The organism is Actinoplanes sp. NPDC024001 (assembly GCF_040638955.1).
GTDB lineage: Bacteria > Actinomycetota > Actinomycetes > Mycobacteriales > Micromonosporaceae > Actinoplanes.
In genome coordinates this window covers 21,901-37,202 of sequence record NZ_JBEZZB010000004.1, presented here as the reverse complement: position 1 = coordinate 37,202, position 15,302 = coordinate 21,901, and the positions used below count along the sequence as shown (strand labels likewise).

General features: G+C 71.6%; 16 protein-coding genes. All 16 read left to right on the top strand.

Annotated elements, in window-relative coordinates:
- Positions 1-70 precede the first annotated feature (70 nt).
- The 16 genes from AB0F81_RS03240 (at position 71) to AB0F81_RS03165 (ending at position 15,301) form a co-directional block, all read left to right on the top strand.
- Positions 71-1,312 (top strand): extracellular solute-binding protein, encoded by a 1,242-nt coding sequence (locus AB0F81_RS03240; RefSeq protein WP_360190113.1) that lies wholly within the window; start codon positions 71-73, stop codon positions 1,310-1,312.
- Between the two features lie 2 nt (positions 1,313-1,314).
- Positions 1,315-2,262 (top strand): sugar ABC transporter permease, encoded by a 948-nt coding sequence (locus AB0F81_RS03235; RefSeq protein WP_360190111.1) that lies wholly within the window; start codon positions 1,315-1,317, stop codon positions 2,260-2,262.
- 11 nt (positions 2,263-2,273) lie between these two features.
- Positions 2,274-3,107, top strand: coding sequence for a carbohydrate ABC transporter permease (locus tag AB0F81_RS03230; protein ID WP_360190108.1), 834 nt, complete (start codon positions 2,274-2,276; stop codon positions 3,105-3,107).
- A gap of 66 nt (positions 3,108-3,173) precedes the next feature.
- Complete coding sequence (locus tag AB0F81_RS03225; RefSeq protein ID WP_360190105.1) at positions 3,174-4,241, top strand: Gfo/Idh/MocA family oxidoreductase; 1,068 nt, start codon at positions 3,174-3,176, stop codon at positions 4,239-4,241.
- 23 nt (positions 4,242-4,264) lie between these two features.
- Positions 4,265-5,170 (top strand): hypothetical protein, encoded by a 906-nt coding sequence (locus AB0F81_RS03220; protein WP_360190102.1) that lies wholly within the window; start codon positions 4,265-4,267, stop codon positions 5,168-5,170.
- The gene (locus tag AB0F81_RS03215; RefSeq protein WP_360190099.1) at positions 5,167-5,487 is read left to right on the top strand and encodes a hypothetical protein; all 321 of its coding nucleotides are present in this window, start codon (positions 5,167-5,169) and stop codon (positions 5,485-5,487) included. Before AB0F81_RS03220 ends, AB0F81_RS03215 begins: the two co-directional genes overlap by 4 nt.
- Positions 5,484-6,353, top strand: coding sequence for a thioredoxin family protein (locus AB0F81_RS03210; protein ID WP_360190096.1), 870 nt, complete (start codon positions 5,484-5,486; stop codon positions 6,351-6,353). Before AB0F81_RS03215 ends, AB0F81_RS03210 begins: the two co-directional genes overlap by 4 nt.
- Positions 6,350-7,330 carry a TIM barrel protein gene (locus AB0F81_RS03205; protein WP_360190093.1) on the top strand — a complete coding sequence of 327 codons (981 nt, stop codon included), beginning with the start codon at positions 6,350-6,352 and terminating at the stop codon, positions 7,328-7,330. The genes AB0F81_RS03210 and AB0F81_RS03205 overlap by 4 nt, the downstream gene beginning before the upstream one ends.
- Complete coding sequence (locus AB0F81_RS03200; RefSeq protein WP_360190090.1) at positions 7,330-7,707, top strand: DUF6379 domain-containing protein; 378 nt, start codon at positions 7,330-7,332, stop codon at positions 7,705-7,707. The genes AB0F81_RS03205 and AB0F81_RS03200 overlap by 1 nt, the downstream gene beginning before the upstream one ends.
- Positions 7,704-9,176 (top strand): GMC family oxidoreductase, encoded by a 1,473-nt coding sequence (locus AB0F81_RS03195; protein ID WP_360190088.1) that lies wholly within the window; start codon positions 7,704-7,706, stop codon positions 9,174-9,176. Before AB0F81_RS03200 ends, AB0F81_RS03195 begins: the two co-directional genes overlap by 4 nt.
- Positions 9,173-10,672, top strand: coding sequence for a GMC oxidoreductase (locus AB0F81_RS03190; RefSeq protein WP_360190085.1), 1,500 nt, complete (start codon positions 9,173-9,175; stop codon positions 10,670-10,672). Before AB0F81_RS03195 ends, AB0F81_RS03190 begins: the two co-directional genes overlap by 4 nt.
- Positions 10,669-12,036: an MFS transporter gene (locus AB0F81_RS03185; RefSeq protein WP_360190082.1), complete on the top strand. Its 1,368-nt coding sequence runs from the start codon at positions 10,669-10,671 to the stop codon at positions 12,034-12,036. The genes AB0F81_RS03190 and AB0F81_RS03185 overlap by 4 nt, the downstream gene beginning before the upstream one ends.
- Entirely contained in the window at positions 12,033-12,962 is a 930-nt protein-coding gene (locus AB0F81_RS03180) for a sugar phosphate isomerase/epimerase (protein WP_360190079.1), read from the top strand. Before AB0F81_RS03185 ends, AB0F81_RS03180 begins: the two co-directional genes overlap by 4 nt.
- Positions 12,959-13,918, top strand: a complete 960-nt coding sequence (locus AB0F81_RS03175) for a sugar phosphate isomerase/epimerase (protein ID WP_360190077.1) — start codon at positions 12,959-12,961, stop codon at positions 13,916-13,918. Before AB0F81_RS03180 ends, AB0F81_RS03175 begins: the two co-directional genes overlap by 4 nt.
- The gene (locus AB0F81_RS03170; RefSeq protein WP_360190074.1) at positions 13,905-14,306 is read left to right on the top strand and encodes a DUF6379 domain-containing protein; all 402 of its coding nucleotides are present in this window, start codon (positions 13,905-13,907) and stop codon (positions 14,304-14,306) included. The genes AB0F81_RS03175 and AB0F81_RS03170 overlap by 14 nt, the downstream gene beginning before the upstream one ends.
- Positions 14,303-15,301 carry a TIM barrel protein gene (locus AB0F81_RS03165; RefSeq protein WP_360190071.1) on the top strand — a complete coding sequence of 333 codons (999 nt, stop codon included), beginning with the start codon at positions 14,303-14,305 and terminating at the stop codon, positions 15,299-15,301. Before AB0F81_RS03170 ends, AB0F81_RS03165 begins: the two co-directional genes overlap by 4 nt.
- The last annotated feature ends 1 nt before the right edge of the window (position 15,302 follow it).

Genomic DNA, 15,302 nt, shown 5'->3' with positions numbered 1-15,302 from the left:
AGGCTCCGATATGACAAAGCAGAATCACGGAAGACTTCGCCGCCTCAGCGCCATCGTGGCGGTGCCTCTCGTGGGCGCCCTGTCTCTGACCGCGTGCAGCACCAGCGGCGACGCCGACGACAGCGGCTCCGGCGGCGACACGCAGGGCTTCAGCTTCCTCTACCCGACGTCGACCACGACCGAGAGCCCCTACGAGGCGCTCGCCCGCAAGTACACCGAGGAGACCGGGGTCGCGATCGACGCCCGCAAGCTCCCCAACGACAGTTACGGCACCTCACTGCGCACCCAACTGCAGGGCGGCAATGCCGCCGACCTGATGGTCGTGGCGCCCGGCCGCGGTCAGGACTACGCCGTGCTGCCGCTCGCCGAGGCGGGCCTGCTCGAGCCGCTCAGCGCCGCCTCCACCGCGGTCGTGCCGGAGGCCTATCAGAGCCTGTTCGAACAGGACGGCAAGACCTTCGCGCAGCCCACCGACATCGTCCCGGTCGGCATGGTGTGGAACAGCGGCGCGGCCGGCGAGGCCGGCGCCCAGTTCCCGGCCGACACCACCGGCGTGCTCAGCCTCTGCAAGACCCTGGCCGGCGACGGCAAGTCGTTCCTCGCGGTCGCCGGCTCCGCCCCGCCGAACGTCGGCCTCATGGCGATGTCGATGTCGGCCAGCCGGGTCTACGCCCAGACCCCGGACTGGAACCAGCAGCGCACCGACGGCAAGGTCAGCTTCGCGCAGGACGCCGGCTGGAAGGACGTCGTCACCACCATCGACCAGATGAACAAGGGCGGCTGCTTCCAGAAGGGCGCCGCCGGCGGCGGCTTCGACGCGATCACCCAGGGCATCGCCCGCGGCACCTCGCTGGGCGCCTTCGTGCCAGGCGGCGCGGCCACCGAGATCATGAACAACGCCAAGGGCGTGACCCTGGAGATCCGGGCCTTCCCGCCGGCCACCGGCGGCAAGCAGTACCTGCTCGCCAGCCCGAACTACGCGATGGCGATCAACGCCGAGGCCGACGCCGAGAAGAAGAAGGCGGCTCAGGCCTTCCTGGAGTGGCTGGCCAAGCCCGCCAACGCCGCCGAGTTCACCAAGGTCGAGGGTCAGGTGCCGATCAGCGGCGTCGAGGGCGCCGAGCTGGCCCCGCAGTACGCCACGGTGAAGGACCTGCTGGCCGCCGGCGACTACGCGCCGCTGCCCAACCTGTCGTGGCCGAACCCGTCGGTCTACGACGAGCTCTCCAAGGGTCTGCAAGGCCTGATCGCCGGCCGCGGCGACGCCCAGTCCGTCCTCGAGTCCGCGGACAAGGCATGGGACACAAAGTAGTCATGCGCCCGAGCACCGAGGTCGTCACCGACGTCTCTCCCGAGGTCAAGGCCGAGACCGGGGGCGGGACCACCCGCCCCCGGCCCCGCCGGCCGCTCATCTCGTACGGTCACTGGTGGTGGGCCGTGCCCGCGATCGCCATGGTGCTGCTCGTGCACTACGTGGCCACCGCTGGGGGCGCCTTCTACGCCTTCACCGACTGGACCGGCATCGGCGCCTTCACCTGGGTCGGCCTGGACAACTTCCGCGCCATCATCGACGATCCGACGCTGCTCGGCTCGCTGAAGAACACGCTGTTCCTGGCGTTCGGCTTCCTGATCGGGACCAACGTGCTGGGCCTGCTGCTGGCCCTGGCGCTGAACCGGACACTGAAGAGCCGCTACCTGCTCCGCGTGCTGATCTTCATGCCGGTCGTGCTCAGCCCGCTCGCGGTCTCCTACATCTGGAAGTTCATCTTCGACTTCAACGGCCCGATCAACCAGTTCCTCGGCTGGATCGGGCGCGAGGACTGGCAGCGGCCCTGGCTGGCCGAGCCCGGCCTGGCACTGTGGGCGGTCCTGCTGGTGATGTGCTGGCAGACCACCGGACTCGTGATGGTGATCTACCTGGCCGGGCTGGCCACCGTACCGCTGGAGATCGAGGAGGCCGGGGCGCTGGACGGCGCCGGCACCTGGGGGCGGTTCTGGCACATCACGCTGCCGTCGATCCGTGCCTCGGTCGCCATCGCCGGAACGCTGATGCTGGTGCAGGGCCTGCGGGTCTTCGACCAGGTGATGGCGCTGACCGCCGGCGGGCCCGGCGGCGCCACCGAGACCCTGGCCACGCAGGTCTACAAGGAGACCTTCGCGCTGAGCAACTTCGGTTTCGGCGCGGCGCTGGCGCTCATGCTCACCCTGATCATCCTCGTGTTCTCGGCGCTGCAACAGGCCGCCACCCGCGACCGCACGTAGGGAGGCTCGCGATGTTCCGCTACACCAAGGCCACGCTGCTGCGCGAAGTGCTCGTCTGGATCGCCGCGCTGATCGGCCTGTTGCCCTTCTACTTCCTGCTCGCCACCGCGCTCAAGCCCGACGACGAGCTGCTGACCACCACGTCGTCGGCGCTGCCGGAACGGCCGACGGTCGCCAACTTCACCGACGTGCTGACCACCGGCGGCGACAACAACATCCTGTTCAGCCTGATCAACAGCGTGATGATCACCGTGGGCAGCATCGCCGGCCTGGTCGCCTTCGGTTCGCTCGCGGCGTACGTCCTGGCCCGCAGCACCCGGCGGTGGAGCTCGATCGCCTTCTACGGGTTCCTCATCGCGATCATCCTGCCCGCCCAGCTCGGCATCATCCCGCTCTACATCGGCGCCCGCACGATGGGCCTGGTCGGCACCCCGTGGGGAATGATCGTCCTGTACGTCGGCACGCTGATGCCGCTGGCGGTCTTCCTCTACTCCGGGTTCTTCCGGGCGCTGCCGCGTGACTACGAAGAGGCCGCCGCGATCGACGGCGCCGGACCCGGCCGGGTGTTCCTGCGCGTCGTGCTGCCACTGATGGCGCCGGCCACCGGCACCGTCGCGATCATGACCGGACTGATCGTCTGGAACGACTTCTTCACCGCCCTGATCTTCCTGGGCGGCTCCGACTACCAGACCCTGACCGTGTCGATGTACTACTACGTCGGCTCCCTGGTCTCGGCCTGGAACAAGATCTTCGCCATCGTGATCATCTCGATGGTCCCGATTCTCGCCTTCTACCTGTTCGCGCAGAAGAAGTTCATCCAGGGGTTCGCCGGCGGCGTGAAGTAGCCCCACCCCCTCATCCGGCCCACCAGCGACGTGGGCCTGGCCGAACGCACCCTGAAGGAGGCCGCAGTGGCCGATCGCATCCGTGCCGGCATCGTCGGCACCGGGTTCATGGGCGCGGTGCACGCACGCGCCGTCCGCCGGGCCGGCGGCACCGTCGCCCGGGTCCTGGGATCGACGCCCGAGTCCTCGCGGGCCGGGGCCGAACGCCTGGACGCCGAGGCGGCGGCGAGCACCGTCGACGAACTGATGACCGCCGGCGACATCGACGTCGTGCACATCTGCACCCCGAACGCCACCCACGCCCCGCTGGTGCGGGCGGCCATCGCGGCCGGCAAGTCGGTGGTCTGCGAAAAGCCCCTCGCCGTCGACCCGGCCGAGGCGCAGGACCTCACCGACCGGGCCGCCGCGGCGGGCGTGACCGCGACCGTACCGTTCGTCTACCGCTTCTACCCCACCGTGCGTACCGCGCGGGCCCGCATCGCCGACGGCCGCACCGGCCCGGTACGCCTGCTGCACGGCTCCTACCTGCAGGACTGGCTGGCCGAGCAGGGCGACGACAACTGGCGCGTCGACGCGGTCGCCGGCGGGCCGTCCCGGGCGTTCGCCGACATCGGCGTGCACTGGTGCGACCTGCTGGAATTCGTCACCGGCCACCGCATCGCCCGCCTTGCCGCGCGCACCGTGATCGCCGTGCCGGAACGCCACGGACGGCCGGTGACGACCGAGGACGCCGCCGTCGTGCTCTTCGAGACCGACTGCGGCGCGACCGGCACGCTGACCGTCAGCCAGGTCAGCCCGGGCCGCAAGAACCGGCTGTGGTTCTCGGTCGACGCGGCGAGCGAGTCGCTCAGCTTCGACCAGGAGAACCCGGAGTCGCTGTGGATCGGCGGCCGCGAGACCAACCAGGTGCACCTGCGCGGCGCCACCGGCGAACACCCCGGCGTGCTGCCGGCCGGACACCCGCAGGGCTACCAGGACTGCTTCGACGCGTTCGTCGCCGACACCTACGCCGCCCTCGCCGGTGACGCCCCGGACGGGCTGCCCACCTTCGCCGACGGCCTGCGCGCGGCCCGGATCACCGCCGCCGTGCTGGAGTCGTCGCGCACCTCGCAGTGGGTGGAGGTCACCTCGTGATATTCGGGACGACCCTGTTCTCGATGACCCCGCTGTGGCGTTTCGGCGCCACCCCGGTCGAGGTCCTGGAGCGGGTGGCACAGTGCGGGCCGGCGATCGAGGTCATCGGCCACCAGACGTGGCGCGGTTTCCCCCACCTGGACGCCGCCGACGAGCGGGACTGGCACGACGCCGTCGGCCGGCTCGGCCTGCGGCCGGCCGCGCTCGGCGTCTACACCGACCTCTATCGGTACGCCGGTCGCGCTCTCACCGAGGACGAGGCCCTCGACGAGCTGCTGCCCCAGTTCGAGGCGGCCGCCCGGCTCGGCTTCCCGGTGGTCCGCGCCACCCTCGGCATGACGCCCGGCCTGCTGCGGCGCGCGCTGACCGCCGCCGAACACCACGGCGTGGTGCTCACCTTCGAGATCCAGGGCACCACCACCCCCGACGCCCCGGCGATCCTCGACGTCCTCGCCCTGCGGCAGGCGACCGGCAGCCTGTACCTCGGGTTCACCCTGGACTTCAGCCTCACCACGCCGGACCTGCCGGCCGGCCTGCGGACCGCGCTGCTGCGACTCGGTCTGGCGCCGGAGAAGGTCGACGCCGTCCACCGGGCCCGCGGGGACATGGGCGCGGCGCTGGACATCGTGGCCGGCGACCCGATGCGGACCATGCTCGTGGCCGGGGTCCTCGGCCGCTGCGGGAACACCCACCCGGACGACTGGGCACACGTGCTGCCCGCGGTCCGGCACGCGCACGCCAAGTTCTGGGACCTGGACGTCGAGACGGTCCGCGAACCGCACAGCGCCTGGCTGAAGGCGCTGGCCGCGGCCGGTTTCGACGGAGCGGTGGTCAGCGAATGGGGCGGCCACGAACTGTACGACCGCGCCGACGCCGACCCGGTGGCGCTCACCCGCGCCCACCTCGACGTGCTGGAGGCGGCCCGATGACCATGCACGAGGGCATGCTGCGCCCCGGCTGCGCCACCGTCCGCGACGGCCGTCTGGTCGTCGCCGTCCACCTGCCCTGGTACCGGTCACTGCCGCTGTCCTGCCTCGAGTCCGTCGAGGTCAACGGCGAACCCGGCCGGATCTCCCCTGGGCACACGTGGGATCTCCGCGACCCGCTGGAGGTCTCCGTCACCGCGCCGAACGTCGACGGGCCGATCGAGGTCACCGTGGCGATCCGCATCCCCTACATCCAGCAGGCGCCCGGCGTGCCGCTCGTGCAGCGCGCCACCGCCCGAACGGAGGTGACAGTCCGATGAGACTCACCGTCGGTGAGCAAGCACCCGGGTTCACCCTGCCGGACACGGACGGCACTCCGGTGCCGCTGCGGCCCGCCGAGCACCCGGCCACGGTGGTGGTCTTCACCGCCAACGCCTGCCCGTACGCCCGCGCCTGGCACGACCGGATCCAGGCGGTGGCCCGCGACTACGCCGAGCGCGGCGTCACCGTCCTGCAGATCGTCAGCAACGACGAGTGCAGCGCGCCGCAGGACACCGCCGAGGCGATGGCCGCCCGTGTGCACGCCGGTGAGCTGGCCGGACCGTTCCTGCGTGACGCCACCCAGGCGGTCGCCCGGGCTTACGGCGCCACCGCCACACCCGAGGTGTTCGTCATCGACCGCGCCGGAACCATCCGGTACCACGGGGCGCCGGACGGCGACTACGACGACCCGGGACAGGACGCGCGGTTCGTACGCCAGGCTCTCGACGCCGTGCTGGCCGGCGGCGAGGTGGCCCGGCCGGTCACCTCGCCGGCCGGGTGTTCGATCAAATGGCGCGTCGAGCTGCTCTGGTGGGCCGGCTGTCCCAGCCACGACCGGGCCGCCGCAATGCTGCGTGAGGTGCTCACCGACGCCGGCCGCACCGAGGTTCAGGTCGTCGAACGGGAGATCCACACGCCGGTGGACGGCTTCCCCGGCTCGCCGACCTTCCACGTCGGCGGCGCCGACCTGTACCCCGACGGCGGCCCGCCCGCGCTCGGCTGCCGCGTCTACACCCGCCCCGACGGCCGTTTCTCACCGCTGCCCGACCGCGACGACCTGGCCGCCCGGCTGCGCGAGGCCCTCGCCCGCCCCTGGGACCTGCCGCACTGGGTCGACCACCGCAAAGAAAGGAAGACCGCATGACCATCAAGCGGGGCGTGAGCCTCTACTCGTTCCAGGAGGAGTACTTCCTGCGGACGCTGTCGCTGGAGGACTGCATCCGGGTGGCCGGGGAGATCGGCGCGCGGGGCATCGAGATCATCCCGGAACAGTCGATCCCCGGCTATCCGAAGCTGACCGACGAGTTCGTCGCCGACTGGTTCGGCTGGATGGACAAGTACGGCACCCACCCGGTCGCCACCGACCTGTTCCTCGACACCAAACGGCACCGCGACCGCTGGCTGACCCTCGACGAGCAGGTCGCCTCGGTGCGGCAGGACATCGACATCGCGGTACGGCTGGGCGCCACCGTCATCCGGGCGATCATCAACACGCCGCCGGAGGTGATGGCGGCCGCCGCCCCGTACGCCGAGGAGAAGGGCGTGCGGCTGCTGCTGGAGGTGCACGCGCCGTTCCACTACGAGCACCCGTGGATCCTGCAGCACCTGGAGGTCATGCACCGCACCGGCTCGCCGGCGCTGGGCCTGATGCCGGACATGGGCACCTACGTGCGGCGGTTCCCGCGGGTGGTCAGCGAGCGGGCGCTGCGCGACGGCGCGAAGCCGGAGCTGGTCGACCTGATCGTCAAGACCTACGACGACCACGGCGACACGCACGCGCTGATGGACATCGTCAACTACCGCGGCGGCGGGCCGGCCGACTTCGGTCTGGCCCGGCAGGCCACCCACTACATCTGGTCCGACCCGAAGGCGATGCTGGCGCACATGGGCCTGATCGGGCACATCCAGGCCAAGTTCTACGAGATGACCGAGGACCTCACCGAGTTCTCCATCCCCTACGACGAGATCGTGCCGGTGCTCGCCGCCGGCGGCTTCGACGGCTACCTGTCCAGCGAGTACGAGGGCAACCGCCACATCCAGGACGTCCACCCGGTGGACAGCGTCGAGCAGGTCCGCCGCCAGCACGCCATGTTCGCCCGCCTTCTGGGAGAGGAAGCCTGATGTTCGACAAGTACATCGTCTGCGAGGAGAGCCTGCGGGCCCGCGGCGACGGCGGCGTGGTCGAGGTGCGGATGCCCTACTACCGGGGTCTGGCGCTGTCCATGGTGGAGGCCGTCGACCTGGTCCTGGACGGCGAGCCGGTGCCCGCCGAGCGCACCACCTTCACGGTGCACGGCAACACGTACACCTTCGACCAGCTCCCGCGGGTCACCGACGACCGCTGGGAGATGGGCGAGCGCGCCGAGCTCGCCTTCACCACCGACGAGCCCCTCGCCGACGGCGAGCACGACGTCACCGTGGTCGTCCGGCTGCGGATCTCCTACATGCCCGTACCGGGCGGTGGCCGCGACAGCAAGCGGCTCACCCTGACGGCATGAGCCGCTACGACGTCGTGGTGGTCGGTTCCGGACCGGTCGGCACCGCCACCGCCCGCGAACTGGCCGACCGGGCTCCCGCGCTGCGTGTCCTCGTCCTCGACGCCGGGCAGGTGCTCGGCGACGTTCCCGGCGGCCACGTCAAGAACATCACCGATCCGGGTCCGGCGCTGGCCGGGCTGCCCTCCGGAGCGGCGCCGCCGCCCGGGGCGACCCCGGCGCGGCCGGGCACCGCGCTGGTCGGCACCCCGGCCATGCCGAACGCCGCCATCTCCACCAACGTCGGTGGGATGGGCGCGCACTGGACCGCGGCCTGTCCCCGGCCCGGCGACGACGAGGTGCCCGGCTTCCTCGACCCGGCGGTGCTCGACGAGGCGCTCCGCCGGGCCGAGGAGCTGCTGGCGGTGACCACGCACGCCTTCGACCGGGCCCCGCTGCGCGGCGCGGTCCAGCAGATCCTCGGTGAGCTGTTCGACCAGCCCGAGCGGCGGCCGGTGGGGCCGATGCCGGTCGCGGTCAGCGTCTCCGGCGACGGCAGCCTGCACTGGACCGGACCCGCGGTGATCGCCGGTGACCTGTGGGAACGGGAGAACGTCACACTGCGGGCGGGCACCCTCGCCCGGCGGATCCTCATCGACGGTGACCGGGCGACCGGTGTCGAGGTCGTCGACGTCGCGACCGGTGACCGCAGCGTGGTGGAGGCCCGTGCGGTCGTGGTGGCCGCGGACGCGTTCCGCACCCCGCAGCTGCTGTGGGCGTCGGGGATCCGGCCGGCCGCGCTCGGCCGTTACCTCAACGACCAGCCGCAGGTCATGACCGCGGCGCTGCTCGATGACCGGCACGTCACCGGCGATGCCACGGCCTCGGTCGCGGTGTCGGCGGCGACCACACCGGGCGGGGGCGCCATCGTCCCGCTGTCCGGGGTGTCCTGGGTGCCGTACGCCGCCGGCCGCCCCTTCCACGGCCAGGTCATGCAGATGGACGCCTCGCCGGTGAAGCTGGACCCGGGCGTCACCGTGCGCCCCGGCCAGGTCGTCGGGCTCGGCTGGTTCTGCCGCAAGCAGGTCCGCGCCGACGACCGGGTGTGGTTCGACGAGGACGCCGCCGACGAGCACGGCATGCCGGCGATCCGCATCGACTACACCCTGACCGAGGCCGATCAGGCCGCGATCGCGGCGGCCGTCGAGGAGCTGCGCACCGCGGCGAAAGCTCTCGGCCGCCCGCTCGGTGAGCCGTTCGTGCTGCCCGCCGGCAGTTCCCTGCACTACCAGGGCACCACCCGGATGGGCCCGGCCGACGACGGCACCAGCGTCTGCGACCCGGCCGGCCGGGTCTGGGGCACCGCCAACGTCTACGTCGGCGGCAACAACGTCATCCCGACGGCCACCGCCTGCAACCCGACGCTCACCGCGGTCGCGCTGGCCGTGATCAGTGCCCGCGCCCTCGCCGACTCCCTGGAGGCATCGCGATGACCTCGACCGTCCTGATCATCGGCAGCGGGCCCACCGGCGCCACCTACGCACGGCAATTGCTGGGCGCCGTACCCGATGTCGCCGTGCTGATGGTGGAGGCCGGGCCGGTCGTCTCGGATCCGCCCGGCATGAACGTCAAGAACATCGCCGATCCGGCCGCGCAAGCGGCCGCCCGGCTCGCCTCCCAGGGCAGCGCAACCGAGAGCGGCGTCTCCGGCATCCCCGGCGGCGTCGTGGTGGAGGGCACGATCACCGCCCGGCAGGGCACCTTCCTGATCGGCGACGCCGCCGACGGCTCCCCCGGCATGCCCGCGGCCGCGGCATCGTCCTGTGTCGGCGGTCAGGGCGTGCACTGGACCTGCGCCACCCCGCGCCCGGCCGGCAGCGAGCGGATCAGCTTCATCGGCCCGCACGAGTGGGACGAGCACATCACCGAGGCGGAGCGGCTGCTGCACACCACCCGGGCCGCGTTCGGCGACTCCCCGCAGGCGGCGGCGATCCTCGAGCTGCTCGGCAAGGAGTTCGCGCCGGACGGCATCGCGGTGCGGCCGCTGCCGGTCGCCGCCGACCCGCGACCCGACGGCACGCTGCGGTGGAGCGGTACGGACGTCGTGCTCGCCCCGGTCCTCGACGATCCCCGGTTCACCCTGCGCGCCGAGACGCTGTGCGTACGCCTGCTGCGTACCGGTGACCGGGTGACCGGCGCGGTGCTGCGCGACCAGCGCAGCGGCACCGAGCAGGAGGTGCACGCCGACGCCGTGGTCGTCGCGGCCGACGCGATCCGCACGCCGCAGCTGCTGTGGGCGTCCGGGATCCGGCCGGAGGCGCTGGGCCGTTACCTGACCGAGCATCCGCTGCTGTTCGGGGTGGTCGCGCTGCGCGAGGGCGCGGTGCCGCCGCGCACCGGCACGGTGGCGCCGGTCGACCCGATCCAGGCGGTCGTCGCGATCGGCTACGACGAGGAGAAACACCCCTACCACGCGCAGATCATGTTCAGCCCGATCTGCCCGGTCCCGCTGCCGGAGGGCAGCCCGCACCGGGACAACCCGGCCGGTTACGCCGGGATGGGCTGGGGCGTGCGCAAGTGGCCGCGCCCGCAGGACCGGCTGATCTTCGCCGACGACCAGCCCGACCGGAACGGGCTGCCGGGAATCCGGATCGCCTACGAGCTGACCGAGCGAGAGCAGGCCGAACTGGACCGTGCCCGGCAGCATCAGGCCCGCGCCGCGGCCGCGCTCGGCTCGTTCGTCGAGGGCATGCCGAAGGTGATGCCGGCCGGCAGTTCGCTGCACTACATGGGCACGGTGCGGATGGGCCCGGCCGACGACGGCACCAGCGTCTGCGACTCGTGGTCGCGGGTGTGGGGCGTACCCGGTCTGGTCCTGGCCGGTAACGGCCTGATCCCGACCGCGAACTCGTGCAACCCCACCCTGACCAGTGTCGCGATCGCCGTGCGCGGCGCCGCCGCGCTGGCCGCGGAGCTGACCTCCCGGTGACCGTCGCCCCCGCTCCGATCCTCACCCGGCGGCCCCGGGCGCTGCTGGCGGTCGCCTGCGCCGCCCAGTTCGTCGCCGTGCTGGACGTCTCCATCGTCAACGTGGCGCTGCCGCCGATCCAGGAGAGCCTGGCCCTGGACGCGACCGGGCTGCAGTGGGTGGTGAGCAGCTACACGCTCACCTTCGCCGGGTTCCTGCTGCTCGGCGGGCGCGTCGGGGACCTGTGGGGCCACAAGCGCGCGTTCATCGGCGGCCTGCTGGTGTTCTCGCTCGCGAGTCTGGTCTGCGGTTTCGCGCAGACGGGCTGGCAGCTGATCGCCGCTCGCTTCGTGCAGGGCGCCGGGGCCGCGGTGCTGGTGCCGACGACGCTGACCCTGGTCACCGCCGGGCTGACCGACCAGCGGGCTCGCGCTCGGGCGCTGAGCGTGCTCACCGCCGCGGCCGCGGCGGGCGGCGGGTTCGGCGCGATCATCGGCGGTGTCCTGACCGGGCTGCTGAGCTGGCGCTGGGTGTTCTTCGTCAACGTGCCGCTCGGTGCCGTTCTGGTCGCCGCCGCGGCCTGGGTGATGATCGGACAGGGGCGCCGGGACACCCGGGGCCGGCTGGACCTGCCCGGGTCGGTCACGGTCACCGTCGGCACCGCAGCCCTGGTGTCCGCGGTGATCCTCGCCGAGGACCAGGGTCTCGCCGTGTCGACCGTCGGCGCGCTGATGCTGGCCGTGGCCGCGTTCGCGGCGTTCGTGGTGGTCGAGCGGCGGGCGCCGGACCCGATTGTGCCGCTCGGGGTCTTCCGGGTCCGCGCGGTGAGCGCCGCGAACGGGCTCGCCGCCCTGGTCAGCGGTGTGCTGCCGGCGACCATGTTCTTCCTGAGCCTCTATCTGCAGCAGGTGCTCGGCATGGATCCGCTGCTGACCGGCCTGGCCCTGACCCCCGGCGCGATCGGTATCGCGCTGGGCGCCCGGGCCGCGTCGCTCGGCGTCGGCCGGCTCGGCCCGCGCCGGCTGTTCGTGATCGGTTCGTTGCTCGCCGCGGCCGGCCTGGTCTGGCTCTCCGCTATCGGACCGCAGGACCGGTACGAGTGGGCCGTCCTCCCGCCGCTGGTGCTGGTGATGGTAGGTCTCGGCGCCTCCGGGCTGCCGCTGACCCTGGCGGCCACCTCCGGCCTGCCCACCGAGCAGGCGGGCCTGGCGTCCGGCCTGCTCTCCGCCTCGAAACAGGTCGGCAGCGCGGTCGGCCTGGCACTGCTGGTCGCGGTCGCCAGCGCCGCGGCCTCCACCGGCGCCGGCCTGCTCACCGGTGCCGGGCTGCTCGCCGCCGGCTGCCTGCTCGCCTTCACCCTGCCCACCGAAAGGACCCCGCGATGAAATGGTCTTACATGGACCACTGGGTGACCGAGACGCCACAGGGGCCACAGCCCCCGTCGTTCAACCGCGCCCACATGGACCGCTACGTCAAACAACTGTCGGCGCTGGGTTTCCAGGGCTTCGACACGTTCTTCTTCTACCTGCCGATGCTGGCCGGCATGTACGGCTCGGTCGCCGCCTTCGAACGGTTCCTGCAGGACAACGGCTTCGACAAGATCACCGGGATCTTCTCGGCCTACCCGTACGCGACGAAGTACACCGCCCCGCACGTCCGTGAGACCCACGACCGCATCTTCGCCGACTGCGAGAACACCGTCCGCGCCGTGGAGGGCCTGTCGGTGGAGAACTTCATCGTCATGCCGACCACCACGTACTTCCAGGTGGAGCCGGTCACCCCCGACAAGATCAAGATCATGGCGGACCTGTGGAACCGGGTCGGCGCGATGACCCTGCGGCACGGCATGAAGACCACCTGCCACTTCGAGTTCTGGGGCGCCATCCGTACGCGGGAGCAACTCGACCTGTTCTTCGCCGAGACCGACCCCGCGCTGGTGCACTTCTTCTGCGACACCGCGCAGCACACGATCGCCGGGGTCGACCCGATCCAGATGTTCCGCGACTACCGGGAGCGGTGCACCGGCTTCCACTTCAAGGACACCCACACCGTCGACACGAACGAGGCGTACCGGACCCCGCCGGACCCGGAGCTGATGGCACCCGGCGTGGACCGCTGGTTCTACGAGATGGGCACCGAAGGCGGGCTGGTCGACTTCCCGGCGCTGATGCGCGAGATCGTCGCCTCCGGCTACGACGGCTGGCTCACCGTCGAACACGACAAGGCCGAGCTGGGCGGCGGCAGTTACGCCGAAGCGACCTGCGTCGCCAAGTGGTACATCGACAACGTCCTCGCGGAGGTGGCCGCATGAGGTGGGCGTACGCGCTGAACCAGTGGAACATCCGGATGGACGTCTTCGTGCGCCACGAGGACCAGCGCCGCGCCCTCAAGACGGTGTCGGCGTGCGGCTTCGACCACGTGGAGCTGGCCGCCGGCACCGGGCGCTGGGACAACCTCGGCCGGCCCGAGGTCATCCTGCTGAACCACGGGAGCCACGCCGGCTTCCTCGCGTTCCTCCGCGAGTGCTCCGTCCAGGGCGTGTCCAGCATGTACTGGGACCCCGGCCAGCCGGTCGAGGAGGAGGGCTGGGCGTTCCGGTCCGCCGCGAACCCGGCCGACCACGACGCGATCGTGGAGTCCGCGAAACCGTTCGTCGACTTCCTCGCCGGGGTCGGCGCCGAGCAGCTCGTGGTCCGGCCCGCCGGGTCGGCCTGGATGAGCCCGCCGCTCGACCACGACGCGATCAAGCACATCGGTCAGCTGTGGAACCGGGTCAGCGAGCTGGCCGCGGCGTCCGGTGTGCGGGTCGCCCTGCACTACGACTGCCTCGGCGCGGTGCACACCGAAGCCGACCTGGAGAGCCTGCTCGCCGCCACCGACGCCGGCCTGGCCCTGGACACCGCCGAGCTGACCATCGGCGGCATCGACCCGGTCGCCTTCTACCGCCGCCACCACGACCGGGTCACCCACGTGCACCTCAAGGACACCCGGTACGCCGACACCGGCACCGAGTACCTGATGCCGGGCGCCGAGACCACGATGCTGCGCGGCGGCGCCGGGCGGCACATCGAACGCTGGTTCTACGAGCTGGGCACCGACGGGGGCCTGGTGGACGTCAAGGGCTTCGTCGCGGCGCTGCGCGAGCACGCGTACCCGGGCTGGGTGGTGGTCGAGAGCGACCACGGCGGCAACCCGGCCGAGCTGGCGATGCTCAACAGCTGGTACCTGCAACACGAACTCGGATGGGAGCGACATGGCAACCGGTGACACCGTACTGAGCGAGGACAGCCTGGCCGCCCACCCCGACGGCCTCGCCATCGACGTGGTGCTGCCCTGGTACCGCAGCCTCTGGCTGTCCAGCGTCAGCGACATCGCCGTCGCGGTCGGCGGCGAGACCGTGCCCGCCGAGCGGCTGCGCGCCGAACTCGGTGGGCGCACCTACCGCATCGACGAGCTGGCCGAGCAGTGGGACGTGCTCTGGTTCATCCAGGACCGGCTCACCGTCGTGGCCAGGCTCGACGAACCCGTTCCGGCCGGTCAGGACGTCGACGTCGAGGTGACCGTCGACCTGCGGCTTCCCTACATGCAGATCGCCCCGCAGAAATACGTGACCAACCACGCCACCAGCCGCCGCACGTTGGGAGTCGGACAGTGACCATCAAGCTCGGCCTGACCCTCTACTCGCTCACCAGCGAGTGGGCGGCCCGCCGTTACGACCTCGCCGGGCTGCTCGACACGGTCGCGAAGGCCGGCATCGGGCCGGGCGTCGAGATCGTCGCCTCGCAGACGCTGCGCACCTACCCGTACGTCACCGACGAGTTCGTCCGCGAATGGCGCGACGCCTTCGACCGGCACGGCCTGGTGCCCAGCTCGTTCGGCTGCAACCTGGACATGGGCCGGCGCCGCGACCGCGACATGACCCCCGACGAGGAGTACGAGTTCACCGTCGCCCAGTTCCGCAGCGCCCGCGCCCTCGGCTTCTCGCTGGTGCGGATCCAGAGCGCCAAGCCGGAGCTGATCCGCCGTCTCATGCCGGTCGCCGAGGAACTCGACCTCACGCTCGGCTGGGAGATCCACGCGCCGCTCGGCCCGAACTCGCCGAAGGTGCTGGAGATCCGCGAGCTCTACGACGAGATCGGCTCACCGCGGCTCGGGTTCGTCGCCGACTTCAGCTCGACCATGCGCCGGATGTCGCCGACGCTGCTGCGCAAGCTGGTGAAACTCGGCCTCGCGCCCGCGGACCTGGACCGGCTGCAGGAGATCTGGGCCACCGACGCGGACATCAACGCCCGCCACGGCGAGTTCATCGCCTACCTGCACTCGCGCGGCATCGCACCGGAGAGCCTCGGCTCGTTCGCCCGGCTGGCGTTCAACATGCACGGCCACGTCGACCCGCGCGAGTGGGCCGACATCATGCCGCGGATCGTCCACGTGCACGCCAAGTTCTACGACATCGACGACAAAGGCGACGAACCCGCCATCGACTACCCGGCGATCGTGCGCGAGTTCGTCCGCGGCGGCTACGACGGCTTCTTCTCCAGTGAGTGGGAGGGACACGCCTTCGCCGACCTCGACGAGGCCGACCCCGTCGACCTGGTGCGCCGCCAGCACGACCTCATCCGCCGATCCATCGCCGCGACTCAGGAGTGAC